We start from the raw sequence: 26,212 nt of genomic DNA, 5'->3' as shown, positions 1-26,212 counted from the left end.
GTTGAGGACTTCGGTCGCACGAGCGAACACCGAATGCGGGCCTTTAGTCTGACTTATACTTTTTGAACCGTACGGCCGAGCGCGCTGGAGGGGGATGGCCGCGTGTACCTGGCGCACGCGTTCGGCGAGCGGTACGAGCTGCCACTGCCGCTGTCGGTCTTCCTGCTCGGCGGCACGCTCGTCGTCGTCTTCTCGTTCCTGCTGGTGGCGCGGCGTGGCGGTGAGCCGGACGCGGTTCCCGTACCAGGGTCGGCCGACGGCCAGGCCCCGCCCGCGCCGGTCCGGTGGCCCGGCTGGGTGAGCATCGCGGTGTTCGCGGCACTGGCCGCCTGCGGCCTGTGGGGCGCCCAGGAGCCCGCGGAGAACGTGCTGCCGACCGTGTTCTGGCTGATCGGGTGGATCGCGGTGCCGCTGTCGTGCGGACTGGCCGGCGACTGGACCCGCCCCGTGAACCCGTTCGCGGTGCTGGCCCGGCTCACCGACCGTCCCGGCCTGCGGCGGCGCCTGCTCGGGACCGCGGACCCGGTGCCCTGGCCGGGGTGGCTGGGGTGGTGGCCCGCGGCGGTCGGGTTCTTCGTGGTCGCGTGGGCCGAACTCGTCGTCAACCAGACCGCGGTCGTGCCCGCCAACACGGCGTTCGGACTGCTCGCGTACGCGCTGATGTGTGCGGCCGGCGGGCTGGTGTTCGGCGCGGAGTTCGGGCGCCGCGGCGAGCTGTTCACGGTCCTGTTCGCCACATGGGGCCGGCTCGGGTACGCGCGCTTCGGGGCGCCCGGGCGCCCCGGCCTCGGCGGCGGGCTGCCGGTGCCGTTCGACCGCCACCCGTCCCGGATCGCGTTCGTGCTCCTGCTGCTCGTCAGCGTCACGTTCGACGGGCTGCTGGCCACCCCTGGCTGGGCCCGGTGGGAGCGGCAGATACCGGGCAACCTCGTCCTGCACCCGGGCTGGCTCGCGGCCTGGCGTACGGTCGCGTTCCTGCTCGTGGCGGCGCTGCTGGCGCTGGTGTTCGGGGTGTTCGCCGGGCTCGCCCGGCGGCTGGCCACGGGCGGCGGCGCCCGCGGCGGGCTCGCCGACCTGCTGCCCTCGCTGCTGCCGATCGCCTACGGCTACCTGCTCGCCCACAACCTGCAGTACCTGCTGGTCAACGGCCAGTTGCTGATGCCGCTCCTGGGCAACCCGCCCGGCCTGCCCGGGTGGCCGGTACGGCTGCCGTACCCGTTCGACGACGACTTCCAGCCGCGGGTGCAGCTGCTGCCCAGCGCCGTGTACTGGTACGTCAGCATGGCGGCGGTCGTGGTCGTGCACGTGATCGCGGTCGTGGTGGCCAGCGCCCAGCTGCGCCGCGTGGCACCGTCGGCGAGCCGGGCCCGCCTCGGCGAGTACCCGTGGCTGGCGGTGATGGTGGGGTACACCGCGATGTCGCTGTGGCTGCTGGCTCAGCCGCTGGTCACCGAGGCAGCTCACACGTCATGAGCGGGAGCCGCCGGGTGCGCGCCCTGCTGTCCGTTCTGCTCCTGGGTGGGGCGTGGGTGTTCGCCCCGGCCAGGATCCCGCTCTACGACGGCCTGGGTTTCCCGGACGAGCCGTACCGGTACGTCCAGCCGCCCCCGGGGTCGGCGGCCACGGCCGCACCGACCACCGCCACCGGCAGCGCCCCCGCCTCCGGCGGCGCCAACCGGGAACCGATGCGCATCGCCAGCGCCGAGGTGGGCCCGCAGGTGGTGGTTTCCGTGCCCGCCGGTGACCTGCTCGGGCCGCCCGCCACCACCCGGCTCACGCTGACCGCCCGGCCCGTCGCCCCGGACCGCGCCCCGCCGGCCGGGGTCATCGACGGCAACGTCTACCGGGTGGGCGCCACCGCGGACGCGTCCGGGCCGGTGCGGCTGCGCGTCACCGACCCGAACTACCTGCCCGGCATCGACCTGCGCGCCACGGTCGCCACCCCGGCGAAGGTCACGGCGGTCTACCGCGATCGCCCCGCCGCGCCGTGGAGCGTGCTGATCCCCGTCCAGGTCGGCAACGACATCTACGAGATGGTCATGCCGGGGCTCGGCGACTTCGCCCTGGTCCTGCCGTCCGCTGCGCCCCCGGCGACCGTCGCGCCGCGCCCGGGTTCGGGTCCTGCGAGCGTCGGTCCGGCAGCGTCCGGCCCGGGCGGGATCGGGCCCGGAAGTGCCCCGCCGCCGTCGGTGTTCGTCCCGCCGGCCGCCCCTGCCGCTGGCGGGCATCCGCTACGCCAGTTGATCGGCCTGGCGGTCGTGCTGCTGGTGCTCGGTGCCTGCATCGTCGGCATCCGCGTGATCCGATCCCGGGATCGGGACCGGTGACCGGCCAGCCCCACGCGGCCACCGCGGCCACCGCGGCGACTGCGGCAACCAGGGAGCCGGTCCGGTACCGGCCGGGTCTGCTGCCGCTGTTGCTGGCCGGGCTCGGCGCCGCGGTTGGCCTGCGGGCCCTGATCGCCGGTACGGCCACCGCCGCCTCGGCCCCCGCCGGTCTGGCGTTCGCCCTCGCACTCGGTACGCTCGCGGCCGCCTCCGGAACGCGCCCGACGTTCCGGGACGTCGGGTGCAGGCACTCCCGGTCGGCGTATGCGGCAATCAGTATCCGATCGCTGCCCGGCACGACCCGCCGCGTCCTGCTTCCGGGGCTCGCGCTGGCCGCGGTGCTGTGCCTGCCCGCCGCGCTGAACCGCCTGACCGCGGACACCGGCGGGCACCGGCCCGGCGGCAGCTACCTGACCTGGGCCGCGGTCGTGGCCGCGGTCGCCGTGGCCGAGGAGGCATTCCTGCGCGGCGCCCTGTACGACGCGTCCCTCGCCCGGTACGGCCCGGCGACGGCAACGGTGATCAGCGCGCTGGCGTTCGCCGGATTGCACGTGCCGTTCTACGGCTGGCACACCGCGGTGCTGAACACGGCGGTCGGCGTGTGCCTGGGCGTCCTGCGGGAGATCACCGGCCGTTGGGAAGCCCCGGCGGTCGCGCACACCGCCGCGGACCTGGCCGCGTGGTGGCTGCGCTGAGGTGGCGGCTGGGCTGACGTGGCGGCTGGGCTGACGTGGCGGCCGCGCTGAATCGTCGCGATCCGCGGACACGCGGGGTGACGCACGGCGAGAATCGGGAGGTCAGCCACCACCGGACGCGCTGGGCGCCCGAACCGTACCTGCCGAGGTGTTGTGCGATGACCACCGATACCCGTCCCGCTGCCGCGCCGGATCTGCACGGCGCCATCGACACCCTGGTGGGTCACGGTCTCAAGGCCCTGACCGCCTACGAGGACTTCGACCAGGAGCAGATCAACCACATCGTCGGCAAGTCGTCCGTGGCGGCGCTCGACCGGCATGCCGAACTGGCCCAGCTCGCGATCGACGAGACCGGCCGAGGCGTCTTCGAGGACAAGGCCGTCAAGAACATCTTCGCCTGCGAGCACGTCACGCACAGCATGGCGGAGCTGCGTACCGTGGGTGTGATCAGCCGCGACGAGATCAACGGCATCATCGAGATCGCCGACCCGGTCGGGGTGGTCGCGGGCATCACCCCGGTCACCAACCCCACGTCCACCGCGATCTTCAAGTCGCTGCTGGCGTTGAAGACCCGCAACCCGATCGTCTTCGCGTTCCACCCGGCCGCGCAGCAGTGCAGCGTCGCCGCGGCCCGTACGGTGCGCGACGCGGCGATCGCCGCCGGGGCGCCGGAGCACTGCATCCAGTGGATCGAGACGCCGTCGGTGGAGGCGACGAACGCGTTGATGCGCCACCCCGGGATCTCCACGATCCTCGCCACGGGCGGCAACAACATGGTGCAGGCGGCGTATTCGGCGGGCAAACCGGCGCTCGGGGTGGGTGCGGGCAACGTACCGGCGTACATCGAGGCGGGGGCGAAGCTGGCCCGTGCGGTCAACGACATCGTGCTGTCCAAGTCGTTCGACAACGGCATGATCTGCGCATCCGAGCAGGCGGCCATCATCGACGACGAGATCTACGAGGCCGCTCTCGACCAGTTCCGGACGCTGCACGCGCATCTGGTGTCCGGTGACGACAAACGCAAGCTGGAGGAGTTCATCTTCGGCGCCACCGCGTACGGCACGAACTGCGGCGGCGCGAAACTCAACGCCCAGGTGGTCGGCAAGTCCGCGGCGTGGATCGCCGAGAAGGCGGGCTTCAGCGTGCCTCCGGAGACGTCCATCCTGCTGGTGGAGGTGACCGAGGTCGGCCCGAACGAGCCGCTGACCCGGGAGAAGCTGTGCCCGGTGCTGGCCGTGCTGCGGTCGCGTTCGCGGGCCGACGGGCTGCGCTACGCCACCGAGATGGTCGAGTTCGACGGGCTCGGGCACAGCGCGGTGATCCACACCGAGGACCAGGCGCTGGTGGAGGAGTTCGGCCAGCGGGTCAAGGCGGTCCGGGTGATCTGGAACTCCCCGGCCTCGCAGGGCGGCATCGGCGACATGTACAACGCGTTCCTGCCGTCGCTGACGCTCGGGTGCGGCAGCTACGGCCGCAACTCGGTGTCCAACAACGTGTCCGCGGTCAACCTGATCAACATCAAGCGGATCGGCCGGCGCACCAACAACCTGCAGTGGTTCAAGGTCCCTTCGAAGATCTACTTCGAGCCGAACGCGATCCGCTACCTCGCCGACATGCCGGACCTGCACCGGGTCACCGTGGTCACGGACGAGACGATGACCCGTCTCGGCTTCGTCGACCGGGTCAACCGGGTGCTGCAGCGCCGCCCCGAGGCGGTGTCGTTGCAGATCATCGACGACGTGGAGCCCGAGCCGCGGATGACCACCGTGGACCGCGGCGCCGACCTGATGCGCTCGTTCCGCCCGGACACGATCATCGCGCTGGGCGGTGGCTCGGCGATGGACGCCGCCAAGGTGATGTGGCTCAAGTACGAGCACCCCGAGGTCGTCTTCGACGACATGCGGGAGAAGTTCTTCGACATCCGCAAGCGGGCGTTCGCGTTCCCCACGCTGGGGGAGAAGGCCCGGCTCGTCTGCATCCCGACCACGTCGGGTACGGGCGCCGAGGTCACTCCGTTCGCGGTGATCACGGACCACCGCACCGGCAAGAAGTACCCGCTCGCCGACTACGCGCTCACCCCGACCGTGGCGATCGTCGACCCGGTGCTGACCGCGAGCCTGCCCAAGGCGATCGCGGCGGACAGCGGCTTCGACGCGCTGACCCACGCCATCGAGGCGTACGTGTCGGTGTACGCCAACGACTTCACCGACGGGCTGGCGCTGCACGCGATCCGGCTCATCTTCGGCAACCTGACCAAGTCGGTGGTCGACGGCGACACCGAGTCGCGGGAGCGGATGCACAACGCGGGAACCATCGCGGGCATGGCGTTCGGCAGCGCGTTCCTGGGCATCGTGCACGCCATGTCGCACACGCTGGGTGCCACGTTCCACGTCGCGCACGGGCGTACCAACGCGGTGCTGCTGCCGCACGTGATCCGCTACAACGGCACCGTGCCGTCGAAGCTGACCGGCTGGCCCAAGTACGAGAACTACCGGGCGCCGCAACGCTTCGCCGAGATCGCGGCCATGCTCGGACTTCCCGCCGGTTCACCGGAGGAGGGGGTCGCCGCGCTGGCCGACGCGGTGGAGAAGCTGCGGGACGCGGTCGGCATCGAGGCGTCGTTCGCGGCGCTGGGCGTCGAGGAGCACACGTTCATGGCGTCGCTGCCGCAGCAGGCGGTCAACGCGTACGAGGACCAGTGCGCCCCGGCTAACCCGCGCATGCCGATGCTGCAGGACATGCAGCAGCTCATGCGCGCCGCGTACCACGGCGTCCGGGAGCCGGTCGCCGTCGGCTGAGGAGTCAGGGGAGCGCGGGTTGCGGCGCGGGGTCGCCCTCGCTCCACTCGCGTGGTGCGCCGCCGCGACCGGACGGCAGGGCCGCGGCGGCCGGGTCGACGGGCAGCACGGCCGCGTCGGGGGTCAGGCTCCACGCGGCCGGGAACCCGTACGGCTGGGTCGTCCCGGTGGGCAGCACCAGTTGCAGGTGGCGCAGCTCGTTCGCGGGCAGCCCGTCGAGCAGCCACCGCACCGCGGGCCACACCGCCGCGGCGGGCGGGGCGGACGGCCCGCCGACCAGCAGCAGGAGCCGGTCCGGGTGCGCAGGCATCCGGCGTACCCGGTCGTCGTCCTCGTTCTCGGGGCGTACCCACAGGCCGCACCGGACGACCTCGACCAGCCAGCCTTCGCCGAGCCGCTGGGTGCCCACGTCCACGGCGGGCTCCTCCGGCATGGGTGCGCGCCACTCCAACAGCCGGGGTGCGCCGCCACCGTGGTAGCGCAGCCGCTGCGCCGGGGGGCGCCAGGCCGGCTGTCCCGCGTCGTCGACCACGGTACGTACGGTCACGCCGTCCGGCTGGACGCCGGGCAGGCCCGCGTCGACGCGGACGGCAGCGACCGCGTCACCCGGCAGCCGCGAGGCCAGTTCGTCGACGAACCGGCCCCCCGGCCCGTACGGGACGAGGACCAGCTCGTCGCCGACGGCGGGCGCCAGGCCGCGTACGTACTCGATCAAAGCTTGGGGGTCGGGGTCTGCGCTGCCGGGCCGCCCGACCACCAGCGTGACCCGCGCCGGGTCGGGCGGTACCGCGAAAGCGGGATCGTCCGCGGCGATGGGTTCGTCCCCGGCGTGCAGCCAGAGCCCGGCCGGGATGGGTGTCACCCGCAGCGGTGAGCCCGCGGGCAGCGGCCGGGTCACCGCCTGCTGCCATGCGGGTGCCGGCTGCCGGGGGCCTTCGGCCAGCGCGCCCGCCCCGGGGCGGAACGTCCACCAGCCGCCGTCGACCACGAACAGCGTTCCCGGCAGGGCGATCACCGGCCCGTCCGGGGCGATCACGGGCAGGCCGAGCGAGTCGGCAAGCTGCCGGGCCGGGCACCACCCGTCCGGATCGGTGGCGCCGGCGCCCGCCAGCACCAGCCGGACCGCCGCGCACCCGGGCGCCAGGGCGGCGTTGAGCAGCGCCCGCAGCACGAGGGTCTGCGGCGTTTGCGAGGTGGCCACCACGACCGTGGTCACCTGCGGGTCGCTGGGCACGTCGGGCAGGTTCGTCCCGGCGCTGTCGTCGTCGACGACCAGCAGCACCGAGCCGCGCTGGCGGATCGTCGGGGCGGGGGTGTGCTCGTACACCGGGTCTGTTCCTTTCTGTGCGAGCCGGCTCAGGCGGCGCGGCAGTCCACTCGTAGCGCGGAGGCGCCGAGGTGGTCGCCGTCGCGGCCGCTGCCGAAGTCGACGCCGCGGGTGACCATCTGGACGGAGATCTCGCCGGTGGTCACGCCGTACTGCCCGGCGTCGACCCACCGCCCCCGGTTCCCGGCCTGGTCCACGTCGAACTGGCCGATCACGGTGCCGCCGGTGTCGTCACTGCCGTGCACGAGGTAGTGCGCCGGCTTGCCCGCGGAGTCCTTCGCGTTGCCGGTGTCGGGGACGTGGACCAGCACCGAGCAACGGCCGTTGCGCACGGCTCCGGTGTGGAACCACCACAGGACGATGTTGTCCGGGTCGTCGCGGGTGGCCGACCCGCTCATCGGTACGGCCAGCATGCGCCCGCCGCAGCCGTCGCCGTCCCACCCGCCGGAGGACCGCGAGTACCAGTCGCTGGCCCGGCCGGAGACGTAGTAGCCGCGGTCGGCGGACTGGGGGCAGCTCTCGCCGCTCAGCGCCAGGAACGTCGCGACCGGCAGGGCTGTGCTCGTGGGCCGGGTCGCGCTCGGCGTGGCCGGGTGGCTCAGCGCGGCCGGGACGGTGGACACGCTGGGGGAGGGTCCGTGCCCGCTGGGCGCGGCGTCGGCACTGGGCTGGGCCGAGGAGCCGGTCGGGGCGGGCGCCACGGGCACGCCCGGGTATCCGGCCAGCGCCGGATCGGCGGGGGGACCGGCGGGGCCGGCGGTGGCGGCGGCGTCGTTGGTGGTCGTGTCTCCCGCGGTGGTGAGGGCGCCCAGGCCCGCCCCGCTGACCACGGCCGCCACGACCGCGGCAGCGGCGGCCAGGGCCACCCGGCGCCGGCGGATCCGGTCCGCGGCGGGACCTCGGCGCGTCCGCGTGGCTGTTGCGGAGGCGTCGCCGGGCGCGTGCCACCGGCCATCGGCGGCGTACGGCCCGGCCGCGTGCGCCCCCGACCGGCCGGTGCCGCGGGGCGCGGCCTGGGGCGTCGACACGACTACGGGGCGTGCCAGCCTCACTTCGATGAGTGGCTGCGAGCCTGGTCCACCCCCATCGTTACGGTCCGTCACGCCGGCCATCCACCACTCGACCCGTCGATCACGAGAGCGCATGTTACGGGCCGATGACTGATCTGGGCACCCACCTGTCATGGCTTTCGTGGCGCCCGGACCGGAGATTTCCTCCCGCGCAACCGAACGACTACGTAGCGTAATGCCGATTCGAGTCCGGTAATCGGAGTGCCTGCGAGGTTCGGCCCAAGATTTCCGCAACGCGCATGGTGTGGCCCGCCGACGGGTATGAGAATTAACAGTGCGCAAAGCCGAGGAAGGCAGGTGTGAACGAAATGTTTACAGCGGGCCCCCGGCGCGGTCGCGTCATCGGCGCGACTGTGGCACTGGCACTGTGCGCCACCACGGTGGTCGCCGGTTGCGGCGGCGAGAGCGGCCCCCCGGTGCTCACCTGGTACGTCAACCCCGACAACGGCGGCCAGAAACGCTTGGCCCAGCGGTGCGCCGACGCGTCGAACGGCGCGTACTCGGTCGACGTGCAGACCCTGCCCAACGACGCGTCGCAGCAGCGCGAGCAGCTCGTACGCCGCCTCGCGGCGCAGGACAGCTCCATCGACCTGATGAGTCTCGACCCCCCGTTCGTGGCGGAGTTCGCCAACGCCGGGTTCCTGCGGCCGTTCGACGCGGCCGACGCCACCGCCTTCACCGACGGCGTGCTGGACGGTCCACGCAAGACCGCGTACTGGAAGGACCGCCTCGTGGCGGCGCCGTTCTGGGCGAACACCCAGCTGCTGTGGTTCCGCAAGTCCGTGGTGCAGGCGGCCGGGGTCGATCCGACCGCGCCCGGCTTCACCTGGGACGAGATGATCAAGGCGGCCGAGGGTCAGCACAAGGTCATCGGCGTCCAGGCCAACCGGTACGAGGGCTACATGGTCTGGATCAATGCTTTAGTGGTCTCCGCGGGCGGCCAGATCATCGGCAACGTCGAGGCGGGCAAGAACGCCACCCCGGAGATCGCCTCCCCCGCCGGTGACGCGGCGGCCCGCATCGTCGGCGGGCTGGCCCGCTCCCCGGCGGCCCCGCCCGCGATGTCCACCGCGGGCGAGGAGGAGTCGCGCTCGGCGTTCCAGGGCAAGTCCGGCAGCTTCATGGTCAACTGGCCGTACGTCTACAGTGCCGCGAAGGGCGACGTCGCAAGCGGCGCGACCGCGCAGTCGGTGGTCGACGACATCGGCTGGGCCCGCTACCCACGGGTGACGCCCGACCAGCCGAGCAAGCCGCCGCTGGGCGGCATCGACCTGGCCGTCGGCGCGTACACGAAGCACCCGCAGCAGGCCGTGGACCTGGTCCGGTGCGCCACCTCGCTGCGCAGCAACATCGACTACATGCTCGACTCGGGCAACCCGGCCGCCAAGGGTGCCGCGTACGACGACCCCAAGGTGCGCGCGGCGTTCCCGATGGCGGACCTGATCCGGCAGTCGATCAACGACGCGGGGCCGCGCCCGATCACGCCGTATTACAACGACGTCTCCACGTCGGTGCAGCTCACCTGGCACCCCGCGGACGAGGTCCGGGCGCCCGAGACCCCCAAGGAGACCGCCACGTTCATGAGCGAGGTCCTCCAGGGCAAGCGGCTGCTGTGAGAAGGCCGCCGGGCGGCCGGCCGGAAAGGAGCATCGCGTGACGCTGACCGAGACGCCGGTGAAGACGCCGGCGAAGGCACCGGCCGAGGTGTCCGAGCGGACCCGGCACGAGCGGCGGCTCGGGCTGATGCTGTCCGCTCCGGCGTTCCTCGTCATGGTGTTCGTGACCGCGTATCCGCTGGTCTACGCGGTGGTGCTGTCGCTGTACAACTACCGGCTCACCGACCCGGCGGGCAAGGAGTTCGTGGGGCTGGGCAACTACGTCACCGTGCTCACCGACCCGGTGTGGTGGACCGACTTCTCCACCACCCTGATCATCACGGTGGCCAGCGTCGTGGTCGAGCTGGTGCTCGGCTTCGCGTTCGCGTTCGTCATGTACCGGATCCTGGCGGGCCGCTCGCTGGTCCGCACCGGCATCCTCATCCCGTACGGGATCATCACCGTGGTCTCGGCCTACATCTGGCGGTACGCGTTCCAGCTCGACTCGGGGTTCGTCAACCAGTGGCTGGGCCTGGGCGACTTCAACTGGTTCGGCGACCGCTGGTCCTCGCTGGTCGTCATCATCGGGTCCGAGATCTGGAAGACCACCCCGTTCATCTCGCTGCTGCTGCTGGCCGGGCTCGTGCAGGTGCCCGAGGAACTGCAGGAGGCGGCCCGGGTCGACGGCGCCACCGCCTGGCAGCGGCTGACCCGGGTGACACTGCCGAACATGAAGGCCGCGATCATGGTGGCGTTGCTGTTCCGGACGCTCGACGCGTGGCGCATCTTCGACAACCCGTTCATCATGACCGCGGGTGCGAACAAGACCGAGACGCTGTCGTTCCTCGCGTACCGGCAGAACGTGACGCTGGTGAATCTCGGCGCCGGTTCGGCCATCTCGGTGCTGCTGTTCCTCACGGTCGTGGTGATCGCGTTCATCTTCGTCAAGGGATTCCGTACGGATCTGTCGCAGGTGCGGGGTGATCGGTGATGGGTGACCGGCGGGTGAGCCACTGGTGGACCGCGGGCGGGCTGCTGATCCTGGTGTGGGCGCTGTTCCCGCTGCTGTGGATGGTGTCGCTGTCCTTCAAGGACCCGAACACGTTCCGCAGCGAGTCGCCAACGTTCTTCCCGAAGCAGTGGGTGTGGACCAACTACAAGACCGTCTTCAGCGACTCGCTGTTCACCAGCGCGCTGCGCAACTCGATCATCGTCGCGCTGGTCGCCACGCTGCTGTCGGTCATCATCGCGATGTTCGCGGCGTACGCGATCGCCCGGATGGACTTCCCGGGCAAGAAGTTCCTGCTGTCGATGGCGCTGGCGATCGCCATGTTTCCGCAGGCTGCGCTGGTCGGGCCGCTGTTCAACATGTGGCGCAACCTGGGCATCTACGACACGTTGCTGGGCCTGATCATCCCGTACCTGACGTTCGCGCTGCCGCTGTCGATCTGGACGATGTCGGCGTTCTTCCGGCAGATCCCCTGGGAGATGGAACAGGCCGCCCAGGTCGACGGCGCGACCGCGTGGCAGGCGTTCCGGAAGGTGATCGTCCCGCTCGCCGCGCCCGGTTTGTTCACCACGGCGATCCTGACGTTCTTCTTCTGCTGGAACGAGTTCCTGCTGGCCATCTCGCTGACCTCGACCGACCGGGCCCGTACGGTGCCCGCGGCGCTGTCGTTCTTCACCGGCGCCTCGCAGTTCCAGTCGCCGATCACCGCCATCATGGCCGCCTCGGTGGTCGTCACCATTCCCGTGGTGATCCTGGTGCTGATCTTCCAGCGCCGGATCATGGCCGGTCTCACCGCCGGCGCCGTCAAGGGCTGAGCAGAGGAGAAACGGCCGTGGCCACGATCAGCATGCGCAACATCGTCAAGCGGTACGCGGACGGATTCCAGGCGGTCGACGACGTCAGCCTGGACATCGCGGACGGCGAGTTCATGATCCTCGTGGGCCCGTCCGGCTGCGGGAAATCCACGCTGCTCCGCATGATCGTCGGCCTGGAGGACATCACCTCCGGCGACATGCTCATCGGCGGTACCCGGGTGAACCAGAAGGCGCCCCGCGACCGCAACCTCGCGATGGTGTTCCAGAACTACGCCCTGTACCCGCACCTGACCGTCTTCGAGAACATCGCGTTCCCGCTGCGCCTGAAGAAGATCCCCGACGACCAGGTGCGCGCGCAGGTCACCGAGGTGGCGGACACGCTTCAGCTCACCGAGCACCTGGAACGCAAACCCGCCCACCTGTCCGGCGGCCAGCGCCAGCGCGTCGCCATGGGCCGCGCCATCATCCGCAAGGCCGACGCGTTCCTGTTCGACGAACCGCTGTCCAACCTCGACGCCAAGCTGCGCGGCCAGATGCGCACCGAGATCGCCCGCATGCAACGCCGCCTCGGTACCACCACGGTCTACGTCACACACGACCAGACCGAGGCGATGACGCTCGGGGACCGCATCGCGGTGCTGCGCAAAGGAGTGCTGCAGCAGGTCGGCACCGCGCCGGAACTGTACGAGGAGCCGGTCAACCTGTTCGTGGCCGGATTCATCGGCTCCCCGCCGATGAACTTCGTGCCCGGCCGGATCGCGGGCGGCAGCATCGAGACACCGTTCGGCGCGGTGCACCCGTCGGGCGAACGGATCACCCGGGTCGGCGACCGCGACCTGGTGATCCTGGGCTTGCGGCCCGAGCTTTTCCAGGACGCCACGCTCGTGCCGCAGGACAAGCGGGCCCGCGGGCAGACGTTCACCGCGGAGGTCGACGTCACCGAGTGGCTCGGCAACGAGCTCTACGCGTACGTGCCGTACGAGGCACCGGAGGAGATCACCCGGGCGTTGCAGGAGCTGGAGCGCGACCTCGACAGCGAGCAGATGCGTACGCAGCTCGTGGTCACGCTGGACCCGGCCAGCGGGATCCGCTCGGGCGCGAAGGCCGAGCTGTGGTTCGACCCGGAGCGGATGCACATCTTCGACGCGCGTACCGGCGAGAACCTGACCCGGACCCCACGCGCCGAGTCGGCCGCCGTAGCGGCGGTCGACGCAGAAGGCTGATCGCTCTGTAACACAATCCTAGAAGTTCTGATAGGGTTCTGTTCGTGAGGCAGATCAGCGTCGCCGAGGCCGCCGACCGACTGGGCGTCGGGGTGGCTCGCGTTCATCAGCGAATCGCTGATGGTTCGCTGCCCGCCGAGCGGATCGGCTCGCAATGGGTCATCGGCGAAGCGGCTTTGGTGCCGGTTGCCGAGTCGCGCCCTGGGCGGCCGTTGTCGCGGCGTTCCGCATGGGCGGTCGTGGCCCTCAGCGAAGACAATCGGGGCATCCTCGAATCCCTGGCCGCCGCGGAACGGGCACGCGCTCGAGCGCGGCTGCACCGTCTGCTGGCATCCTTCTCGTCACCGGCGGCCGGATCATCCGAGGCTCAGGTCCAGGAGTGCGCCGAATTGCTGCGCGCCCTGCTGCGTAACCGTGCGGAGCGGCGCCTGTATCGCGCCTCACCCCGGGATCTCCCCGACCTTCGCGAGGACGGCCGGGTGAGGCTGTCCGGACTCAGTCATTCCCGTAGCGGCATCGCCTCCGGCGATCTTGTCGAGGGCTACCTCGATGCGGATGACGTGGACGCCCTTGCTGATGATCATCTGCTCTCTCCGGTCGCTGCCGGCCAGCAGGCCAACGTGGTGCTGCACGTGGTGTCCGGAAACTCTTTGGGCGTCATGGGGGGCATTGCCCCGTTGCTGCTGGCCGCGGATCTTGCCGAACACCGCGGGCCTCGCGAGGAGTTCCGCGCGGCCGAGATCCTTCGCGAAATCGTCGACCGCCAGTCATTTCGGGGCGTGTCCGCATGATCATCCTGCCCGCGATGTCGGGAGCCCAGGCTGCCTCCTGGCACGGCGTCATGGACCTCCACGACCGGCTTGCCCACGGCTGGACCATGATCGGCGGTCAGATGGTCCACCTGCATTGCGCTGAGCACGAATACGCGCCACCGCGTCCGACCAATGACGTCGACGCCGTCATCGACGTTCGCGCCGACCGCGACATACTCCAGCTCTTCACCGGAGCACTCGTGGAACTGGGTTCGCGTCCGGCGGCATTTCCGCTGAAGGCATCCAGCACAGGTGGGTCCGCGGCGACGCGGTGATCGACGTTCTGCTGCCCGACGGCGTCGGGGAACGGGCAGCATCTCGCAGAGGCGCCACCGGCAGCCCGACGATTCCCACACCTGGCGGCACCCAGGCGCTGCAACGTACGGAACGTGTGGCCGTCAGCGTCGAGGGGCGAACCGGATTTGTCCGACGGCCGGACATCGTCGGGGCGCTCATCATGAAGGCCGCCGCGCACACGGCGGCCGGGGATGCCGCCGAGGGTCGGCATCGCCATGACTTCACCACGCTGGCGGCGTTGGTGGCGGCCCGTGATTTCCGTGGCGCGGTACTGAACCGGAAGGATCGCAAACGCCTGCGCGACATGTTGGCGGCAACTCGTGCTGATCCCACCGTGATGAATCAACTGGATGACGCGGAGGAATCGTTGAACCGCGTGGAGCGCGCCGCAGGACTCGCCGAGTGACACGCCATCCCGGGGTCAGGGGGTGTAGTGGCCGTCGATGCAGAGGTCCGGGTCGACGTTGACCATGGAGCCGTCCGGCGCCTCGCACGCGACGACGATGTCGGGTCCTGAGTCTTCGCCCGAGTCGTCTCCGGGGCCGGCGCTGAATGACGTGGCCGGGGCGCTGTCGCCGCCCTCGCCGAAGGCGTTCGACATGACGGCACCGACGCTGGCCATCATGAACGTCACGTATGCGGCGGGCAGGACCAGCAGCACGATCAGGCCGGTGGCGAACAGGGAGTAGCCCATGTCGCGGCGGCGGTTGACCGACACCGCGGCCAGGTGCAAGCAGACCGCTGCCAGGACCCCCACGGCCGAGAACACGATCACGAGGATGCGTCCGGTGTCGCCCTTGAGGTGCGGGAACACCATCGCCGAGACCGCGAGCGTGAGGATGCACAGCCAGGCCAGCCCGTACGCAACGCGGCCCGGTGCGGACGGCACGAATACCGCGCGCAGGTACCGGCGCGCCCGCTGGGTCTGCGGGGCCGGCGGCGGCGCCGAGAGGTCGATCAGCGCGGGCTCGGGCGTCGACGTGAACACGCTGGGCGGACCGGGCTCGGGCAGGGGGGCGTCGGAGGACATGTCCGGTCTGTTCGGCAGCCACGCCGCCAGGTTGAGTGTTGCGGCCGGTCAGACGTATGAACTAGCCCATTAGGGGGTATATCACACGTTCGATACTTATGGAGATTTAATTAACTTACGTTCACATTCATGCGTTTTGCTGCGATTGCGCGCCGCGTTCACCCGCGGCGACGCCACCTGGGACTGTTGCTCGCCGCCGTACTGGCCGGGACCGGGATGCCCGCCCCGGCCGCCGCGGCCGTGCCACTGGTCTCCCTCACTCCGGCCCCCGCGGTCACGTTCGACGGGCTCGTCTACACCAGCGCGTACGTCGGCACGACGATCTTCGTGGGCGGCAGCTTCCGGAATGCGATCGTCAACGGCCGCCTCGTCGTCCGCAAGCGCCTCGCCGCGCTGGACGCCCGTACCGGCGACCTGCTGCCCTGGGCGCCGGTGGCCGACGGCACCGTCTTCGGGCTGACCGGCGCGGGGACGTCCGTGTACGTCACCGGGAAGTTCAAGACCATCGGTGGGCAGGCCCGCCCCGGCCTGGCCGCCATCAACGCCAAGACCGGCGCCGTCGGCACACTCAAGCACACCGTGACCGGGACCGGGAACGTCCTGACCGCCGGGGGCGGACGGCTGTTCCTCGGCGGCGCGTTCAGCGCGATCGACGGTCGCGCGGAGAAGAACCTCGCGGCGTTCCGGCTGACCGACGGCGCCCTGGACACCACGTTCCGCGGTGACGCGGACGGGCAGGTGAAGGCGCTGAACGTGGCCGGCTCCCGGCTGTACGTCGGCGGCGGGTTCAAACGACTCAACGGCGTGAGCCTGGCCCGCTTCGGCGCGCTGGCGCTGGCCGACGGTCAGGTGGATGCGGGGTTCCGGCCCGGCACGCCGTACCCGGTCGGCGCGATCAGCGTCACGCCGGACCGGGTGTTCGCGGGCCAGGGCGGCCCCGGTGGCCGGGTGGCCGCGTACAAGCCGGACGGCGGCTTCCTGTGGAGCAGCGTCACGGACGGCGACGTGCAGGCGATGACGTACCTGCGCGGCGTCGTGTACGCCGGCGGGCACTGGGACGTCGCCTGCCCGAAACCGTCGGCCACCGCGACCTCGTGGTGCCCGGCAACGCTGCGCAGCCAGCCGAAACTGATCGCGCTGGACGCCGCCACCGGCGTCCTGCAGGACTGGAACCCGCGCAGCAACGGCAAGTGGGGCGTACTGACGATGGACGCCAACGCCCTGCTCGGCAGCATCGCGGTCGGCGGCGAGTTCACCGCGTTCGCCGGGAAGAGCACCCCGCACTTCGCCCAGTTCTGCTTCTACGCCTGCAGCGGCCTGTCCGGCCGGTAGCCGACCGGGGTGGTGCCGTCACCGACGGCACCACCCCGCCACGCGGTCAGGCGCCGCAGCAGGCGTGCACCGCCCACTCCGGTTCGTGCCACCAGTGATCAGCGCTGCCCGCTGCGGCGGCATGCCTGAGCTGAGGGGCCGCGGCGGTTTCGGGGAACGCCGCCATCAGGTCGTCGACCCGGTGCAACACCCCACCGGCCAGCACACCTCGCACCGCTGCCGCGGCGGCGATGTCGGTCAGCGGGTCACCGTCCACGATGGCGAGATCCGCGAAGCCGCCGGGCGCTACCACGCCCAGCTTTCCGGCCAGGCCCAGCCACCGGGCCGGATTGGCGGTCGCCGTGGTCAGCGCCTCCTGCGGGGTGAACCCGAAGCGCACCATCGCCCGCAGGTTCATGTGCAAGGAGATCGCGACGTGGTCGATCGGCGCGTCCGTCCCGGCGATGATGAACCCACCCGCCCGGTGGATCCGCAGCAGCATATCCACATTGGAGCGGAGCATGTCGCGTGCCACCTGGCCCGCGGGCGACCCGGCGTCCGCGATCCGCTGAAGCAGCCGGGTGTACTCCCAGGACGGGAACAACCGGCGGGTACGGACGTCGTCGACCAGCGACCGGTCCTCGGCGTACAGGCCCGCCGAATTGAACAGGGTCGGCGTCACGGACATGCCCGACGCGGCGAAGAGCTGCACCACGTCTGCGTACGCCCGCGCCGTCCGGCTGACCGTGTGCGAGTAGCCGAGCCGGTTCGTGGCGCCGACGTGCTCCATCCCGTCCAGCCCGAACGCCGCCGCCGGGTACAGGTAGTGCGACGTCACCTTCCGGCCGGTCCGGTGCGCCCGCTCGGCGACCCGGCGCTGCGCGGCGAGCGGCAGCCGCACGTACGTCTTGATCAGGTCGTATCCGAGATCCTCGGCACGCTGCATCTCCCGATCGACCTGCGCCGGATCGCGGGTCGGGCGCATGAAGTTGTAGTACACGCGGGTGCCGTCGATCGCCTCGCCGGTGGCGAAGTAGCGGGGGCCGGTCCGTGCGCCGGAGTCCAGCGCCTCCCGGGTCTCCAGCATCTGGTAGACCGGGTCGCCCGGCGAACGGGTGCTGGTCACCCCGTAGCTGAGCCACACCCGGCCCTGCCGGTCGCCCCACTGCCGGCCGCGCAGATGCCAATGGTTGTGCGCGTCGATCAGGCCCGGCATCACCGTGGACGAACGGGCGTCGATCACCCGGGTGCCGGGGCGGGAACGGGCCGGCTCGACCGCCACGATGCGATCACCGGCCAATACCACGTCGACGTCGTGGCGCAGCCTGGTGTCCACGCCGTCCCACAGCGCCCCGGCCTGGACCACCACGTGCTCGGTGGCCCGGGCCCGCCGCCACGACAACTGCAGCGGGATCGTCCGCGGTGCGCCGCCGTCCGTAGGGACCTCCCGCAGGCGGCCGGCGTGCAGATACATCAGGTGGTCGCCGCGCCACGACAGCGAGTCGGCGTACTCCTCGGTGACCTGCCGCGGCGGCCCGGTGATCCGTCCGGTGCCGTCCACCGGCGCCACCCAAGCCACCGAGTCCACCACGAACGCCAGCCACCGACCGTCGGGCGACCACACCGGCCCGTCGTCGCCGCGGGTGGACAGCGACGCGCCCGGCATCGGCTCGGCGTAGCTGACCGCGTTCGTCGCCACGTCCACCGTGAGGATCTGGCTGGTGCCCTCCCGGAATCGCTTGCTGTACGGCTTGACCGCGGCGAGTGCCAGCGTGCGCCCGTCCGGTGACCAGCTGGCCCGGCCCGGCTGGAACAACGCCGTCACGACCTTTCGGGTCTGCCCGGAGGCCAGGTCGAGGACCCAGGTGGCGCCGTCGTCGTCCGCGAACGCGATCTGGTCACCGCGCGGCGACCAGCGCGGCGCGATCTGGCTGCCGGGCAGCGTGGTGAGCTGCTGCTCGGCGCCGGTGGTCAGGTCGCGGCGCCACAGGTCAGCGCTGCCGGCCCGGTCCGAGCTGTAGACCAGGTACCGGCCGTCGGGGGAGAAGTCCGGATCGGAGGCGAAATACCCGTCGGCCACGATGCGTTCGGGGCGCGGTGTCCCGACCGTCAGCAGCCACAGCGCGTTGAGCGCACGGAACGCGACGCGGGTGCCGTCCGGGGACGCCACCGGGCTGGCGATCCCCCGTACGGGCTGGGCGCCGGTGCCGGTCAGGTCGCGGACCATCCGTGGCGGCCGGACGCGCGCCGGCACCGCCACGGTCGCGGTGAACGGGATCTCCGTGCGTGGCCCGTCGAGCCCGCGCTGCCACACCCGCCCGTCCGCGGTGTAGACCAGCCGGTCGCCGCCGAGCCACGTCAGCGGCAGGGCGAAGACGTCCTCATCGGTGCTCACCCGGGTCTGGCCGACCATCAGGTCGGACGTGGTGCCGGCCAGGCGTACGTACGCCAGTGAGCGGCCGTCCGGCGTGAACGCCGGGGCGAACACCGAGGTGCCCGACACCGGCTCGACCGCCCGGGTCACCGCGCCGGTCGCCACATCGATCACGTCGATCGCGGTGCCGTCCACGGTGTACGCCACCCGCCGCCCGTCCGGGGACCAGGTCGGGGCGCCCTGTTCGGCGTCGGTGTCCGAGATCGTGCTGATCGCACCCGAGGCCAGATCGCACACGAAGATGCCGTAGCTGGAGCCCCCACGATCCGAGGCGAACACCACGGAACGGCCGTCCGGCGCGAACCGGGGCTCCCGGTGGTCGAAGCCGCCCGAGGTGAGCCGCCGGTGGCTGCCGTCCAGATTGATCTGCCAGAGGTGGTAGTTGCCGTCCGCGTAGGCCTGCACCACGACCGACGTCGAGTCGGGTGACCAGTGCGGCAGCGTCGCGTCGAGCAGCTCGTCGGTCAGCCGCCGGGCCGCGCCGCCGGATGCGGGCAGGACCCACACCATGGTCAGCAGGTCCAGGGCAACCCACCGGCCGTCCGGCGAGGCCGCGGCGGCGACGTTGGTGCCCTCGCTCAACGTCACGCTGGTGGCGTCCCGGGCGATGGCGCCGCCGCGTGCGGCAATGATCGGCCGCGCTGCCGCGGCCGGGTCGGCGGAGACACCGGCCACGGTGGCGGCGCCGGCTGCCGCGGCCGCCTGCCCGCCGAGCTGGAGCAGGCGACGACGGCTGATTCGGGAATCAGACAAGGCGTTCCCCCATGAACTGTCTGCGATGGACACATCGCGATGAATGCCCACCATATCGACATGTCCTGATGAGGGGGGCAGGCATTCAGGTACGGCCGCCGGCCGCGTCTGCGCCGACCGGTGGCCTCGTATCGCCGGGATTTCCTTACGGGCGCAGCACCGCGGCGTACGCCTCCGCGGTCGTCTCCGCGACCCGCTGCCAGCCCATCCGCTGGGTCGCCGACTCCAGACCGGCCTTCGCGTACCGCTGCCACGCCTGTTCGTCGCTCAGCAGGGTGATCAGTGCGTTGGCCAGCGCCCCGGTGTCGGCCGGCGGCACCGACAGGCCGTTCACGCGGTGGTCCAGGACCGCGCGCACACAGGCGACGTCCGTACCGACGACCGGGAGGCCGACGGCCATCGCCTCGACCAGCGCCATCGCCGGTGGCGAGGTGGTGTAGTCGAACTTGAACGGCCACGTGCCCACCTGCGCCGCGGCCAGCTCGGCCAGCAGGTCCGGGACGGGCTCGGTGACCACGTCGATGGCCTCGCCGGCCGCACCGGCCCGGGCCAGGATCTGCGGCAGCTCCGGCCGCGGGATGAGCAGCAGCCGCAGCCGTACGCCGGGTACCGCCGCCCGGACCCGCGGGAACGCGTCCAGCAGCGTGTCCAGGCCGCGGACGGACTCGGCCCGGCCGGCGAACACGATGGTCGGATGGTCGGCGTCGAACCGGGCCCGGCGCGGGTCGACCGGTGCCCCGGAACTGAACCGGACGACGTTGAGCCCGCGATGCCGGCCGAGCCGGTCGGCGACCCGGGGGTCGGGGGTGAGCACGGTGGTCATCCCGGCGCGGCGCAGCGCCGCGGCGGCGAGCGGGACCGGCAGGACCGTGGTCACCAGGACGCGGGCGCGCAACACGTTGGAGGTACGCATCTCCGCCACGGTGGCCCGCCGCCAGGCGCTCGGGCCGGGCAGGGTCGGCCACGCGTACGCGGTGAGCAGCTTGCGGTGCGGTCGCAGCGTCGGCAGCAGCGCCAGGAACGGGCCGAGCGCGCCCGCGTGCAGGTGCACGAGGTCCGGCTGGATCTTGTCGAGCGCGTCCCGCAGCGCATCCGAGCGGCCCAGCGGGAACGTCTCCAGCGCGCCGCCGATCTCGTGGACGCCGGCGAACGCGTCCTGCCCGTCGAGCGCATGCGTGGTGATGAGGTGGTGTTCGCTGGGGACCCGTTGGGCCATCTCGGTGACCGTGCGGCCCATCGCCTCCTTGGCGGAGAACTCGGAGATCACGTGCGCGACTTTGGTCATGTGGTCCCCCCGCGGACGCCGCTGTGCGGTTTGCGGACTGCCATCCGGTGCCGCACCTGGCCGACCGCGCCGTAGCCGAATTCGCCGGCCTTCATCACCCACAGGCCTCCGTAGAGCAGCGGGTGGGAGAACGCGTACGGGAAGTTTTTCAGGTACAGGCCGAAGCGGTGGAAGATGTTGGTCTGCCACCGGTACGCCTCGGGATGCTCGCTGGCGAACAGGTCGGCGGTGCCGGAGTAGCCCAGCTTTTTACGCATGGTCTTCTGCAACCGCAGGTCGCCCTCGTTGTGGTAGAGGAAGTTGCGGGTCCGGCCGATCCGGTAGCCGGCCTTGCGTACGCGCAGGTCGAAGTCCTTGTCCTCGGAGAAGACCATCCGCTCGTCGTGGCCGCCGAGCTTGTCGTAGATGTCGCGCCGTACGCAGCGAAGCGACTCGATCTGCTCCACCCCGTCGTAGATCTTCTTCTCCAGCCATTTGCACCGCGCCCAGAACGTGGTGCCGAACGACTCCTCCGGGATGACCAGCGCGTCGTACGGGCCGTTGATCAGGTCGGCGCACTCGCCGATCAGGCCGGGGGTGACCGTCATGTCGGAGTCGAGGTGCATCAGGACCGATCCGCGCGCCTCGGCCGCGCCGCGCTTGCGGCCCTGGGCCATCGAGCGGTTCTCCTGCAGGTACCGCACGTCCAGCCCGTCGGCCCGGGACTGTTCGACCAGTGTGCGGGTGCCGTCCGTGGAGCGCAGGTCGTCGTTGATGATCACCTCGAAGTCCCGGTACTCCGAGGCCCGGCACGCGCCCAGGAAGTCCCGAAGCAGCGGCGCGCTGTTGTAGGCCGGAACGATCACCGACACCACGGGGTGGCTTGTCATCGGGCAGTCTCCAACGCCGGGGCGGTCATTTATTCATACTATGAGATGCTTTCACCATTTCAGGCCCGATATTACCCAGCCCACACCCTCCGCCAATCCGGCGTTCACTCGGAGTGACCTGGCCGGGGGCCCACCCGGACGTGCGCGCGCTCACCCTGCCGGCCGATGAGGCTCAGGTACTCGACCGGACCGGCGCTGGTGGCGCCGAACCAATGCGGGGTGCGGGTGTCGAACTCGGCGGCCTCGCCGGGCTGCAGGAGCAGATCGTGCTCGCCCAGGACCAGGCGCAGCGTGCCGTTGAGCACGTAGACCCAGTCGTAGCCCTCGTGGGTGCGCAGGTCGGGTTCACGGTTGTCGTCGCCGGCCGGGAGCACGAACTTGTACGCCTGAATGCCCCCGGGCCTGCGGGTCAGCGGCAGGATGATCGCCCCGTGGCCGCCCGCGATGGGCCGCAGGTTGATGCGGGGATCGCCGGTCGGTGGCGCGTCCACCAGCTCGTCCAGCGTGACGCCGTACGCGCGGGCGAGCGGGAGCAGCTGTTCGAGCGTGGGGCGGCGCAGGCCGGCTTCCAGCCGGGACAGTGTGCTGGCAGAGATGCCGGTCTCCTCCGCCAGGGCGGTGAGCGTGATGTCGCGGCGCGACCTGAGCTGCTTCAGCCTCGGGCCGACGGCGTCGAGCGTGCGGTCCAGTTCCCGTTCCATGCACCCACTTTGCCATTCGGCAACGTGCTTTGCCGCAGGGCGGGTGCCGGGTCAGGATCGTGGTGACCGGCAAGACGGATGTGGCGGGGGTCCGATGACGCACGGATTCGACAAGGACTACTGGGAGCAGCACTGGCACGGCAGGCATGGCGACGGGCCCGCCGCGATGGCCGGCAGCCCGCCGAACCCGTACCTTGCGCGGGAGGTCGGCGGCCTGGTGCCCGGGACGGCACTGGACGCCGGGTGCGGCGCCGGCGCCGAGGCGATCTGGCTCGCCGCGCACGGGTGGGACGTCGTCGCCGCCGACATCTCCGTCGAAGCCCTCGCCCGCGCGGCCGAGCGCGCCACCGGGTCGGACGTGCGTGTGCACTGGGTCGAGGCGGATCTGACCGCCTGGGCCCCGCAGGCGCAGTTCGACCTGGTCACCACGCACTACGCGCACCCGGCCATGCCGCAGCCGGCGTTCTACGGGCGAATCTCCGAGTGGGTGGCGCCCGGCGGGACCCTGCTGATCGTCGGGCACCTGCACACCTCCGCCGCCGCGGGCCACGACCATCACCCGCCCGCCGAGGCCTCGGTCACCCTCGCGGACATCGCCGCTGTCCTGGACCGTACGCGGTGGGACATCGCCACCGCCGACCAGCATCACCGCACGGTCACCGGCCCGGGCGGCCGGGCGCATGACCTGCACGACGTCGTCGTACGCGCCACGCGGCACCCCTGATCCGCAACGGCGAGGTCAGCCCGCGGAGGGGCCGGTTCGCCTGCGGGCTCAGCCGCCGGGGAACAGCCGGTCCACGTGGTAGTTGACCAGCGCGATGGCGTCCTGCGCGGAACGGCCGCCGACCAGCATGGTCGAGGACAGCCCGGCCGCGAGCGCGGCCAGCCCGCGCGCCTCCAGCGTCGGGTCGATCCCGCTCGGCACGTCGCCGGTCGCCTGTCCGGCCTGCAACTGGGTGGCGATCACCGACTCCAGCTGGTGTTGCGGGTTCTCTGCGTCGGCGTTCGCCAGTGACTCGTCGGTGAGGGCGGCCGCGTAGTACGCGGCGTGCACCCGAGCCAGTCGCAGACTGTCCTCATCGGTCGGCAGCAGCTCCAGCAGGCAGATCCGTACGACGTCGACCGGGCCGGGTGGCCGTCCGAGCGCGGCGAACCGGGCCCGCATGCGTTCCCCGGCCGCCAGTGCCCCGTGCTCGAAGGCGTAGATGAGCATGCGCTCCTTGGTCGTGAAGTAGTACTGCACGAGTCGCATCGACACCCCGGCCTCCGCGGCGACCTCGCGGAGGGTTGCCGCGGGCAGGCCACGGGTGGCGGCGATGCGCCACACGGCTTCCGCGATCTGGCGCCGCCGCTCCTCATGATCAACTCTTTTCGGCATCCACAAGAGACTTCCGTCCGGTTATGATGCAGTCGCACCATAAAAAACGAGGGGGTGTCATGAAGGTTCTACTCCTGGCCGCCATGCTTCTGCCCGCGCCACCGGTCGCCGGGCCACCGGCCGCACCCGCGAGTGCGGTCGTGCACACCGACCACGGCCTGGTCCGCGGGACGGTGACCGGTCGGCACCGCACGTTCCAGGGCATTCCGTACGCGGCGCCGCCGGTGCGGTCCCTGCGCTGGAGGGCACCGCAGCCGGTGGTGCCGTGGAGCGGCGTACGCGACGCGACCAAGCCGGGTGCGCCGTGCGCGCAGCAGCCGAGCGCCGACCCGACGGTCGTCGACCCGCGCGAGGACTGCCTGTATCTGAACGTGACCACGCCCGTCGCGCGCGGCGTCCGCCGGCCGGTGATCGTGTGGCTGCACGGCGGCGCATTCCAGACCGGCACCGGCAGCGCCTACGACGCCCATCGGCTCGCCGAGCAGGGCGGCGCGGTGGTGGTCACGATCAACTACCGGCTCGGTGTCTTCGGCTATTTCGGGCTGCCCGGCCTGCCCGGCACCGGCACGTTCGGACTGCAGGACCAGCAGGCGGCCCTGCGCTGGGTGCGAGCCAACGCCGCGGCGTTCGGCGGCGATCCGCACAACGTCACGCTCGCCGGACAGTCCGCGGGCGGACTCAGCGTCTGCGCCCAGCTCACCTCCCCGGGCGCGGCCGGGCTGTTCGACAAGGCGATCATCCAGTCCGGATCGTGCCTGACGAGCTGGCCCGCCGGCCTGTTCTTCGGCATGCCCGCCGGGTCGCAGTGGTCGAACCGGCCCGCCGTGGAGGACGCCGGCACCCGCCTGGCCGGCAAACTGGGCTGCGGGGTCACCTCGTATGCCGCGACGTCGGACGGCGGCGTCGGCGCGTCCGCCGACCCACTCGGCTGCCTGCGGGCCACGCCCGCGGCGGACCTGACCGCGGCCACCGCCGGAGCCGGACAGGCGGCGTTCACGCTGCCCGCGTACGGCACGCCGGTGCTGCCGCGGAACCCGGCCGACGCGTTGCGGGCCGGTGTCTTTCACCGGCTGCCGGTGCTGTCCGGCAGCACCCGTGACGAGTTCCGCGGCTTCCTCGGCGCCGTCGACGAATGGGCACCGTACTCGGCGCAGCAGTACACCGACGCGCTCACCGCGGCGTTCGGGGACCAGGCCGGGCGGGTCGCGGCGCGGTACCCGGTCAGCGCGTACGGCAACCGGCCCGGTCTGGCCTGGGCCGCGGTGGCCACGGACCGGATGTGGGCCTGCCCGACGCTCGCCGGTGATCGCCTCCTCGCGCGGCACACCGCGGTGTACGGCTACGAGTTCGCGGAGCAGCACGGTCCGGCCCTCGACGCCACCTACCCGTGGGGTGCCAGCCACGGCTACGAGCTCCCGTACCTGTTCGACGGCATCCGCTGGCTGACCGGAACCGCGCAGCCGGGTCTCGCGGACGAGATGGTCCGCGTGTGGGCCGGATTTGCCGCGACCGGCACGCCGAGCTGGCCCCGGATGAGCGCGCGCGCCCGCACGCCGTACGTGCGTGGCCTCGCCTCGGGCGCGACCGGCAGCGTCGACCTCGCTGCCGAACACCGCTGCGACTTCTGGGCCACCGTGCCCGACGCATGAGTGGATCAAGGCCCCGGGTGGTGGTCTCGCCGAGCCCTGCAGCGGGGGCGCAGGGCGGCGCGTTCCCGGGGCCTTGATTCTCGCGGCGAACTCGGGTGCCGGCCGGTCGGACAGGTCCGGCTGGCCATATCGCCCGTGGCGATCACCGAAAGTATGAGTCGCAACCGGTAGGCAACCGTCGCGGACCCGGGCCCGCTCCGGACGACCCCGAATCTTCTTCATGTGACCGGCTGACAGGGGCCGGGCCGGAGCGGGGGAGATTCGGAATGGGTCGCAAGACGCTGCGCAAGATGGTCACGACGGTCGGTGTGCTGCTGGCCGGTGCCGGGGCCTCGGTTGCTGCTCTGTCGGTGTCCGCGGCTCCCGCGTCGGCGGCGGCGGTGTCGACCTCGACGTTGCAGACGCAGTTGGTGACCTACACGAACAACACCCGGGTCCGGGCGGGTTGCAAGGCCATCCGGGTGGACAGCCGGTTGTTGCTGGCGGCGCGGGGGCACAGTGCATACCAGGCGCAGACCAACCGGATGAGTCACATCGGGTCGCATGGTTCGTCGTTCGTGGACCGGGCGCACGCGGCGGGGTACCGGTACCCGCAGAGTGAGAACGTGGCGTACGGGTACCGGACCGCGTCGGAGACGATGAAGGCGTGGATGGCCAGCCCGGGGCACCGGGCGAACATTCTCAACTGCCAGGCGAAGTCGTTCGCGGTCGGTGTGATCTACGCGAGCAACGGCACCCCGTACTACACCCAGATGTTCGGCTGGACCTGATCCCCAGCCCCCTCACCATCTGACGGCCCGGCCGGCACGCACAAAGCGTGCCGGCCGGGCCGCT

Annotated in this window: 23 protein-coding genes; 15 read left to right on the top strand and 8 right to left on the bottom strand. The window is 71.4% G+C overall.

Annotation, left to right across the window (positions count from 1 at the left end):
* The first annotated feature begins 102 nt into the window (after positions 1–102).
* The 4 genes from ACMCNK_RS16155 (at position 103) to adhE (ending at position 5,820) form a co-directional block, all read left to right on the top strand.
* Positions 103–1,473: a hypothetical protein gene (locus ACMCNK_RS16155; RefSeq protein ID WP_412737231.1), complete on the top strand. Its 1,371-nt coding sequence runs from the start codon at positions 103–105 to the stop codon at positions 1,471–1,473.
* The gene (locus ACMCNK_RS16150) at positions 1,470–2,327 is read left to right on the top strand and encodes a hypothetical protein (protein ID WP_412737230.1); all 858 of its coding nucleotides are present in this window, start codon (positions 1,470–1,472) and stop codon (positions 2,325–2,327) included. The genes ACMCNK_RS16155 and ACMCNK_RS16150 overlap by 4 nt, the downstream gene beginning before the upstream one ends.
* On the top strand, positions 2,324–3,022 hold the full coding sequence (locus ACMCNK_RS16145; RefSeq protein WP_412737229.1) for a CPBP family intramembrane glutamic endopeptidase: 699 nt from the start codon (positions 2,324–2,326) through the stop codon (positions 3,020–3,022). Before ACMCNK_RS16150 ends, ACMCNK_RS16145 begins: the two co-directional genes overlap by 4 nt.
* A gap of 158 nt (positions 3,023–3,180) precedes the next feature.
* Entirely contained in the window at positions 3,181–5,820 is a 2,640-nt protein-coding gene (adhE, locus tag ACMCNK_RS16140) for a bifunctional acetaldehyde-CoA/alcohol dehydrogenase (protein ID WP_412737228.1), read from the top strand.
* Positions 5,821–5,824: 4 nt separating this feature from the next.
* On the opposite strand, the gene ACMCNK_RS16135 is transcribed toward adhE, so the two are convergent.
* Both ACMCNK_RS16135 and ACMCNK_RS16130 read right to left on the bottom strand, forming a co-directional pair.
* On the bottom strand, positions 5,825–7,147 hold the full coding sequence (locus ACMCNK_RS16135; protein ID WP_412737227.1) for a hypothetical protein: 1,323 nt from the start codon (positions 7,145–7,147) through the stop codon (positions 5,825–5,827).
* 29 nt (positions 7,148–7,176) lie between these two features.
* On the bottom strand, positions 7,177–8,175 hold the full coding sequence (locus tag ACMCNK_RS16130) for a hypothetical protein (RefSeq protein WP_412737226.1): 999 nt from the start codon (positions 8,173–8,175) through the stop codon (positions 7,177–7,179).
* 395 nt (positions 8,176–8,570) lie between these two features.
* Here ACMCNK_RS16130 and ACMCNK_RS16125 point away from each other — a divergent pair, with 395 nt between their 5' ends.
* From ACMCNK_RS16125 to ACMCNK_RS16095, 7 genes are read left to right on the top strand one after another with little or no spacing between them, the layout of a single operon-like run.
* Complete coding sequence (locus tag ACMCNK_RS16125; protein ID WP_412737225.1) at positions 8,571–9,833, top strand: extracellular solute-binding protein; 1,263 nt, start codon at positions 8,571–8,573, stop codon at positions 9,831–9,833.
* Positions 9,834–9,870: 37 nt separating this feature from the next.
* A complete protein-coding gene (locus ACMCNK_RS16120) occupies positions 9,871–10,803 on the top strand; it encodes a carbohydrate ABC transporter permease (RefSeq protein WP_412737224.1) in 933 nt (310 codons plus the stop codon).
* Entirely contained in the window at positions 10,803–11,636 is an 834-nt protein-coding gene (locus ACMCNK_RS16115) for a carbohydrate ABC transporter permease (RefSeq protein WP_412737223.1), read from the top strand. The genes ACMCNK_RS16120 and ACMCNK_RS16115 overlap by 1 nt, the downstream gene beginning before the upstream one ends.
* 17 nt (positions 11,637–11,653) lie before the next feature.
* On the top strand, positions 11,654–12,859 hold the full coding sequence (locus ACMCNK_RS16110) for an ABC transporter ATP-binding protein (protein ID WP_412737222.1): 1,206 nt from the start codon (positions 11,654–11,656) through the stop codon (positions 12,857–12,859).
* Positions 12,860–12,903: 44 nt separating this feature from the next.
* Positions 12,904–13,650 carry a hypothetical protein gene (locus tag ACMCNK_RS16105; RefSeq protein WP_412737221.1) on the top strand — a complete coding sequence of 249 codons (747 nt, stop codon included), beginning with the start codon at positions 12,904–12,906 and terminating at the stop codon, positions 13,648–13,650.
* Entirely contained in the window at positions 13,647–13,946 is a 300-nt protein-coding gene (locus tag ACMCNK_RS16100; protein ID WP_412737220.1) for a hypothetical protein, read from the top strand. The genes ACMCNK_RS16105 and ACMCNK_RS16100 overlap by 4 nt, the downstream gene beginning before the upstream one ends.
* Positions 13,943–14,374 carry a hypothetical protein gene (locus tag ACMCNK_RS16095; protein ID WP_412737219.1) on the top strand — a complete coding sequence of 144 codons (432 nt, stop codon included), beginning with the start codon at positions 13,943–13,945 and terminating at the stop codon, positions 14,372–14,374. The genes ACMCNK_RS16100 and ACMCNK_RS16095 overlap by 4 nt, the downstream gene beginning before the upstream one ends.
* A 15-nt stretch (positions 14,375–14,389) precedes the next feature.
* On the opposite strand, the gene ACMCNK_RS16090 is transcribed toward ACMCNK_RS16095, so the two are convergent.
* Entirely contained in the window at positions 14,390–14,998 is a 609-nt protein-coding gene (locus tag ACMCNK_RS16090; protein ID WP_412737218.1) for a hypothetical protein, read from the bottom strand.
* A 129-nt stretch (positions 14,999–15,127) separates the two neighbouring features.
* Here ACMCNK_RS16090 and ACMCNK_RS16085 point away from each other — a divergent pair, with 129 nt between their 5' ends.
* Complete coding sequence (locus ACMCNK_RS16085; RefSeq protein WP_412737217.1) at positions 15,128–16,330, top strand: hypothetical protein; 1,203 nt, start codon at positions 15,128–15,130, stop codon at positions 16,328–16,330.
* A 46-nt stretch (positions 16,331–16,376) separates the two neighbouring features.
* Here the strand turns inward: ACMCNK_RS16085 and ACMCNK_RS16080 are convergent, their stop codons facing one another.
* From ACMCNK_RS16080 to ACMCNK_RS16065, 4 genes are all read right to left on the bottom strand, one after another.
* Positions 16,377–19,496, bottom strand: a complete 3,120-nt coding sequence (locus tag ACMCNK_RS16080) for an amidohydrolase family protein (protein WP_412737216.1) — start codon at positions 19,494–19,496, stop codon at positions 16,377–16,379.
* A 145-nt stretch (positions 19,497–19,641) separates the two neighbouring features.
* Positions 19,642–20,781, bottom strand: coding sequence for a glycosyltransferase family 4 protein (locus ACMCNK_RS16075; RefSeq protein ID WP_412737215.1), 1,140 nt, complete (start codon positions 20,779–20,781; stop codon positions 19,642–19,644).
* Complete coding sequence (locus ACMCNK_RS16070) at positions 20,778–21,650, bottom strand: glycosyltransferase family 2 protein (RefSeq protein WP_412737214.1); 873 nt, start codon at positions 21,648–21,650, stop codon at positions 20,778–20,780. The genes ACMCNK_RS16075 and ACMCNK_RS16070 overlap by 4 nt, the downstream gene beginning before the upstream one ends.
* Before the next feature lie 104 nt (positions 21,651–21,754).
* On the bottom strand, positions 21,755–22,351 hold the full coding sequence (locus ACMCNK_RS16065) for a helix-turn-helix domain-containing protein (RefSeq protein ID WP_412737213.1): 597 nt from the start codon (positions 22,349–22,351) through the stop codon (positions 21,755–21,757).
* Between the two features lie 94 nt (positions 22,352–22,445).
* Between ACMCNK_RS16065 and ACMCNK_RS16060 the strand changes: the two genes are divergently transcribed.
* The gene (locus ACMCNK_RS16060; protein WP_412737212.1) at positions 22,446–23,075 is read left to right on the top strand and encodes a class I SAM-dependent methyltransferase; all 630 of its coding nucleotides are present in this window, start codon (positions 22,446–22,448) and stop codon (positions 23,073–23,075) included.
* Positions 23,076–23,123: 48 nt separating this feature from the next.
* On the opposite strand, the gene ACMCNK_RS16055 is transcribed toward ACMCNK_RS16060, so the two are convergent.
* A complete protein-coding gene (locus ACMCNK_RS16055) occupies positions 23,124–23,729 on the bottom strand; it encodes a TetR/AcrR family transcriptional regulator (protein ID WP_412737211.1) in 606 nt (201 codons plus the stop codon).
* 59 nt (positions 23,730–23,788) lie between these two features.
* Here ACMCNK_RS16055 and ACMCNK_RS16050 point away from each other — a divergent pair, with 59 nt between their 5' ends.
* Together ACMCNK_RS16050 and ACMCNK_RS16045 are read left to right on the top strand one after the other, a co-directional pair.
* Positions 23,789–25,378, top strand: a complete 1,590-nt coding sequence (locus ACMCNK_RS16050; RefSeq protein WP_412737210.1) for a carboxylesterase/lipase family protein — start codon at positions 23,789–23,791, stop codon at positions 25,376–25,378.
* Between the two features lie 266 nt (positions 25,379–25,644).
* Positions 25,645–26,148: a CAP domain-containing protein gene (locus ACMCNK_RS16045; RefSeq protein ID WP_412736698.1), complete on the top strand. Its 504-nt coding sequence runs from the start codon at positions 25,645–25,647 to the stop codon at positions 26,146–26,148.
* Positions 26,149–26,212 lie beyond the last annotated feature (64 nt).

The sequence above is a fragment of the Krasilnikovia sp. MM14-A1259 genome, assembly GCF_047159535.1.
Classification (GTDB): domain Bacteria; phylum Actinomycetota; class Actinomycetes; order Mycobacteriales; family Micromonosporaceae; genus Actinoplanes.
The sequence above is the reverse complement of the archived record's forward strand: the minus strand, read 5'-3'. Positions and strand labels throughout refer to the sequence as shown.

Bases quoted from the DNA above. Each gene is read 5' to 3' on its own strand.
- ACMCNK_RS16115 (WP_412737223.1), top strand. From the start codon at position 10,803: ATGGGTGACCGGCGGGTGAGCCACTGGTGGACCGCGGGCGGGCTGCTG.
- ACMCNK_RS16055 (WP_412737211.1), bottom strand. From the start codon at position 23,729: ATGCCGAAAAGAGTTGATCATGAGGAGCGGCGGCGCCAGATCGCGGAA.
- adhE (WP_412737228.1), top strand. From the start codon at position 3,181: ATGACCACCGATACCCGTCCCGCTGCCGCGCCGGATCTGCACGGCGCC.
- ACMCNK_RS16070 (WP_412737214.1), bottom strand. From the start codon at position 21,650: ATGACAAGCCACCCCGTGGTGTCGGTGATCGTTCCGGCCTACAACAGC.
- ACMCNK_RS16065 (WP_412737213.1), bottom strand. From the start codon at position 22,351: ATGGAACGGGAACTGGACCGCACGCTCGACGCCGTCGGCCCGAGGCTG.
- ACMCNK_RS16045 (WP_412736698.1), top strand. From the start codon at position 25,645: ATGGGTCGCAAGACGCTGCGCAAGATGGTCACGACGGTCGGTGTGCTG.
- ACMCNK_RS16060 (WP_412737212.1), top strand. From the start codon at position 22,446: ATGACGCACGGATTCGACAAGGACTACTGGGAGCAGCACTGGCACGGC.
- ACMCNK_RS16075 (WP_412737215.1), bottom strand. From the start codon at position 20,781: ATGACCAAAGTCGCGCACGTGATCTCCGAGTTCTCCGCCAAGGAGGCG.
- ACMCNK_RS16085 (WP_412737217.1), top strand. From the start codon at position 15,128: ATGCGTTTTGCTGCGATTGCGCGCCGCGTTCACCCGCGGCGACGCCAC.
- ACMCNK_RS16090 (WP_412737218.1), bottom strand. From the start codon at position 14,998: ATGTCCTCCGACGCCCCCCTGCCCGAGCCCGGTCCGCCCAGCGTGTTC.
- ACMCNK_RS16100 (WP_412737220.1), top strand. From the start codon at position 13,647: ATGATCATCCTGCCCGCGATGTCGGGAGCCCAGGCTGCCTCCTGGCAC.
- ACMCNK_RS16050 (WP_412737210.1), top strand. From the start codon at position 23,789: ATGAAGGTTCTACTCCTGGCCGCCATGCTTCTGCCCGCGCCACCGGTC.
- ACMCNK_RS16150 (WP_412737230.1), top strand. From the start codon at position 1,470: ATGAGCGGGAGCCGCCGGGTGCGCGCCCTGCTGTCCGTTCTGCTCCTG.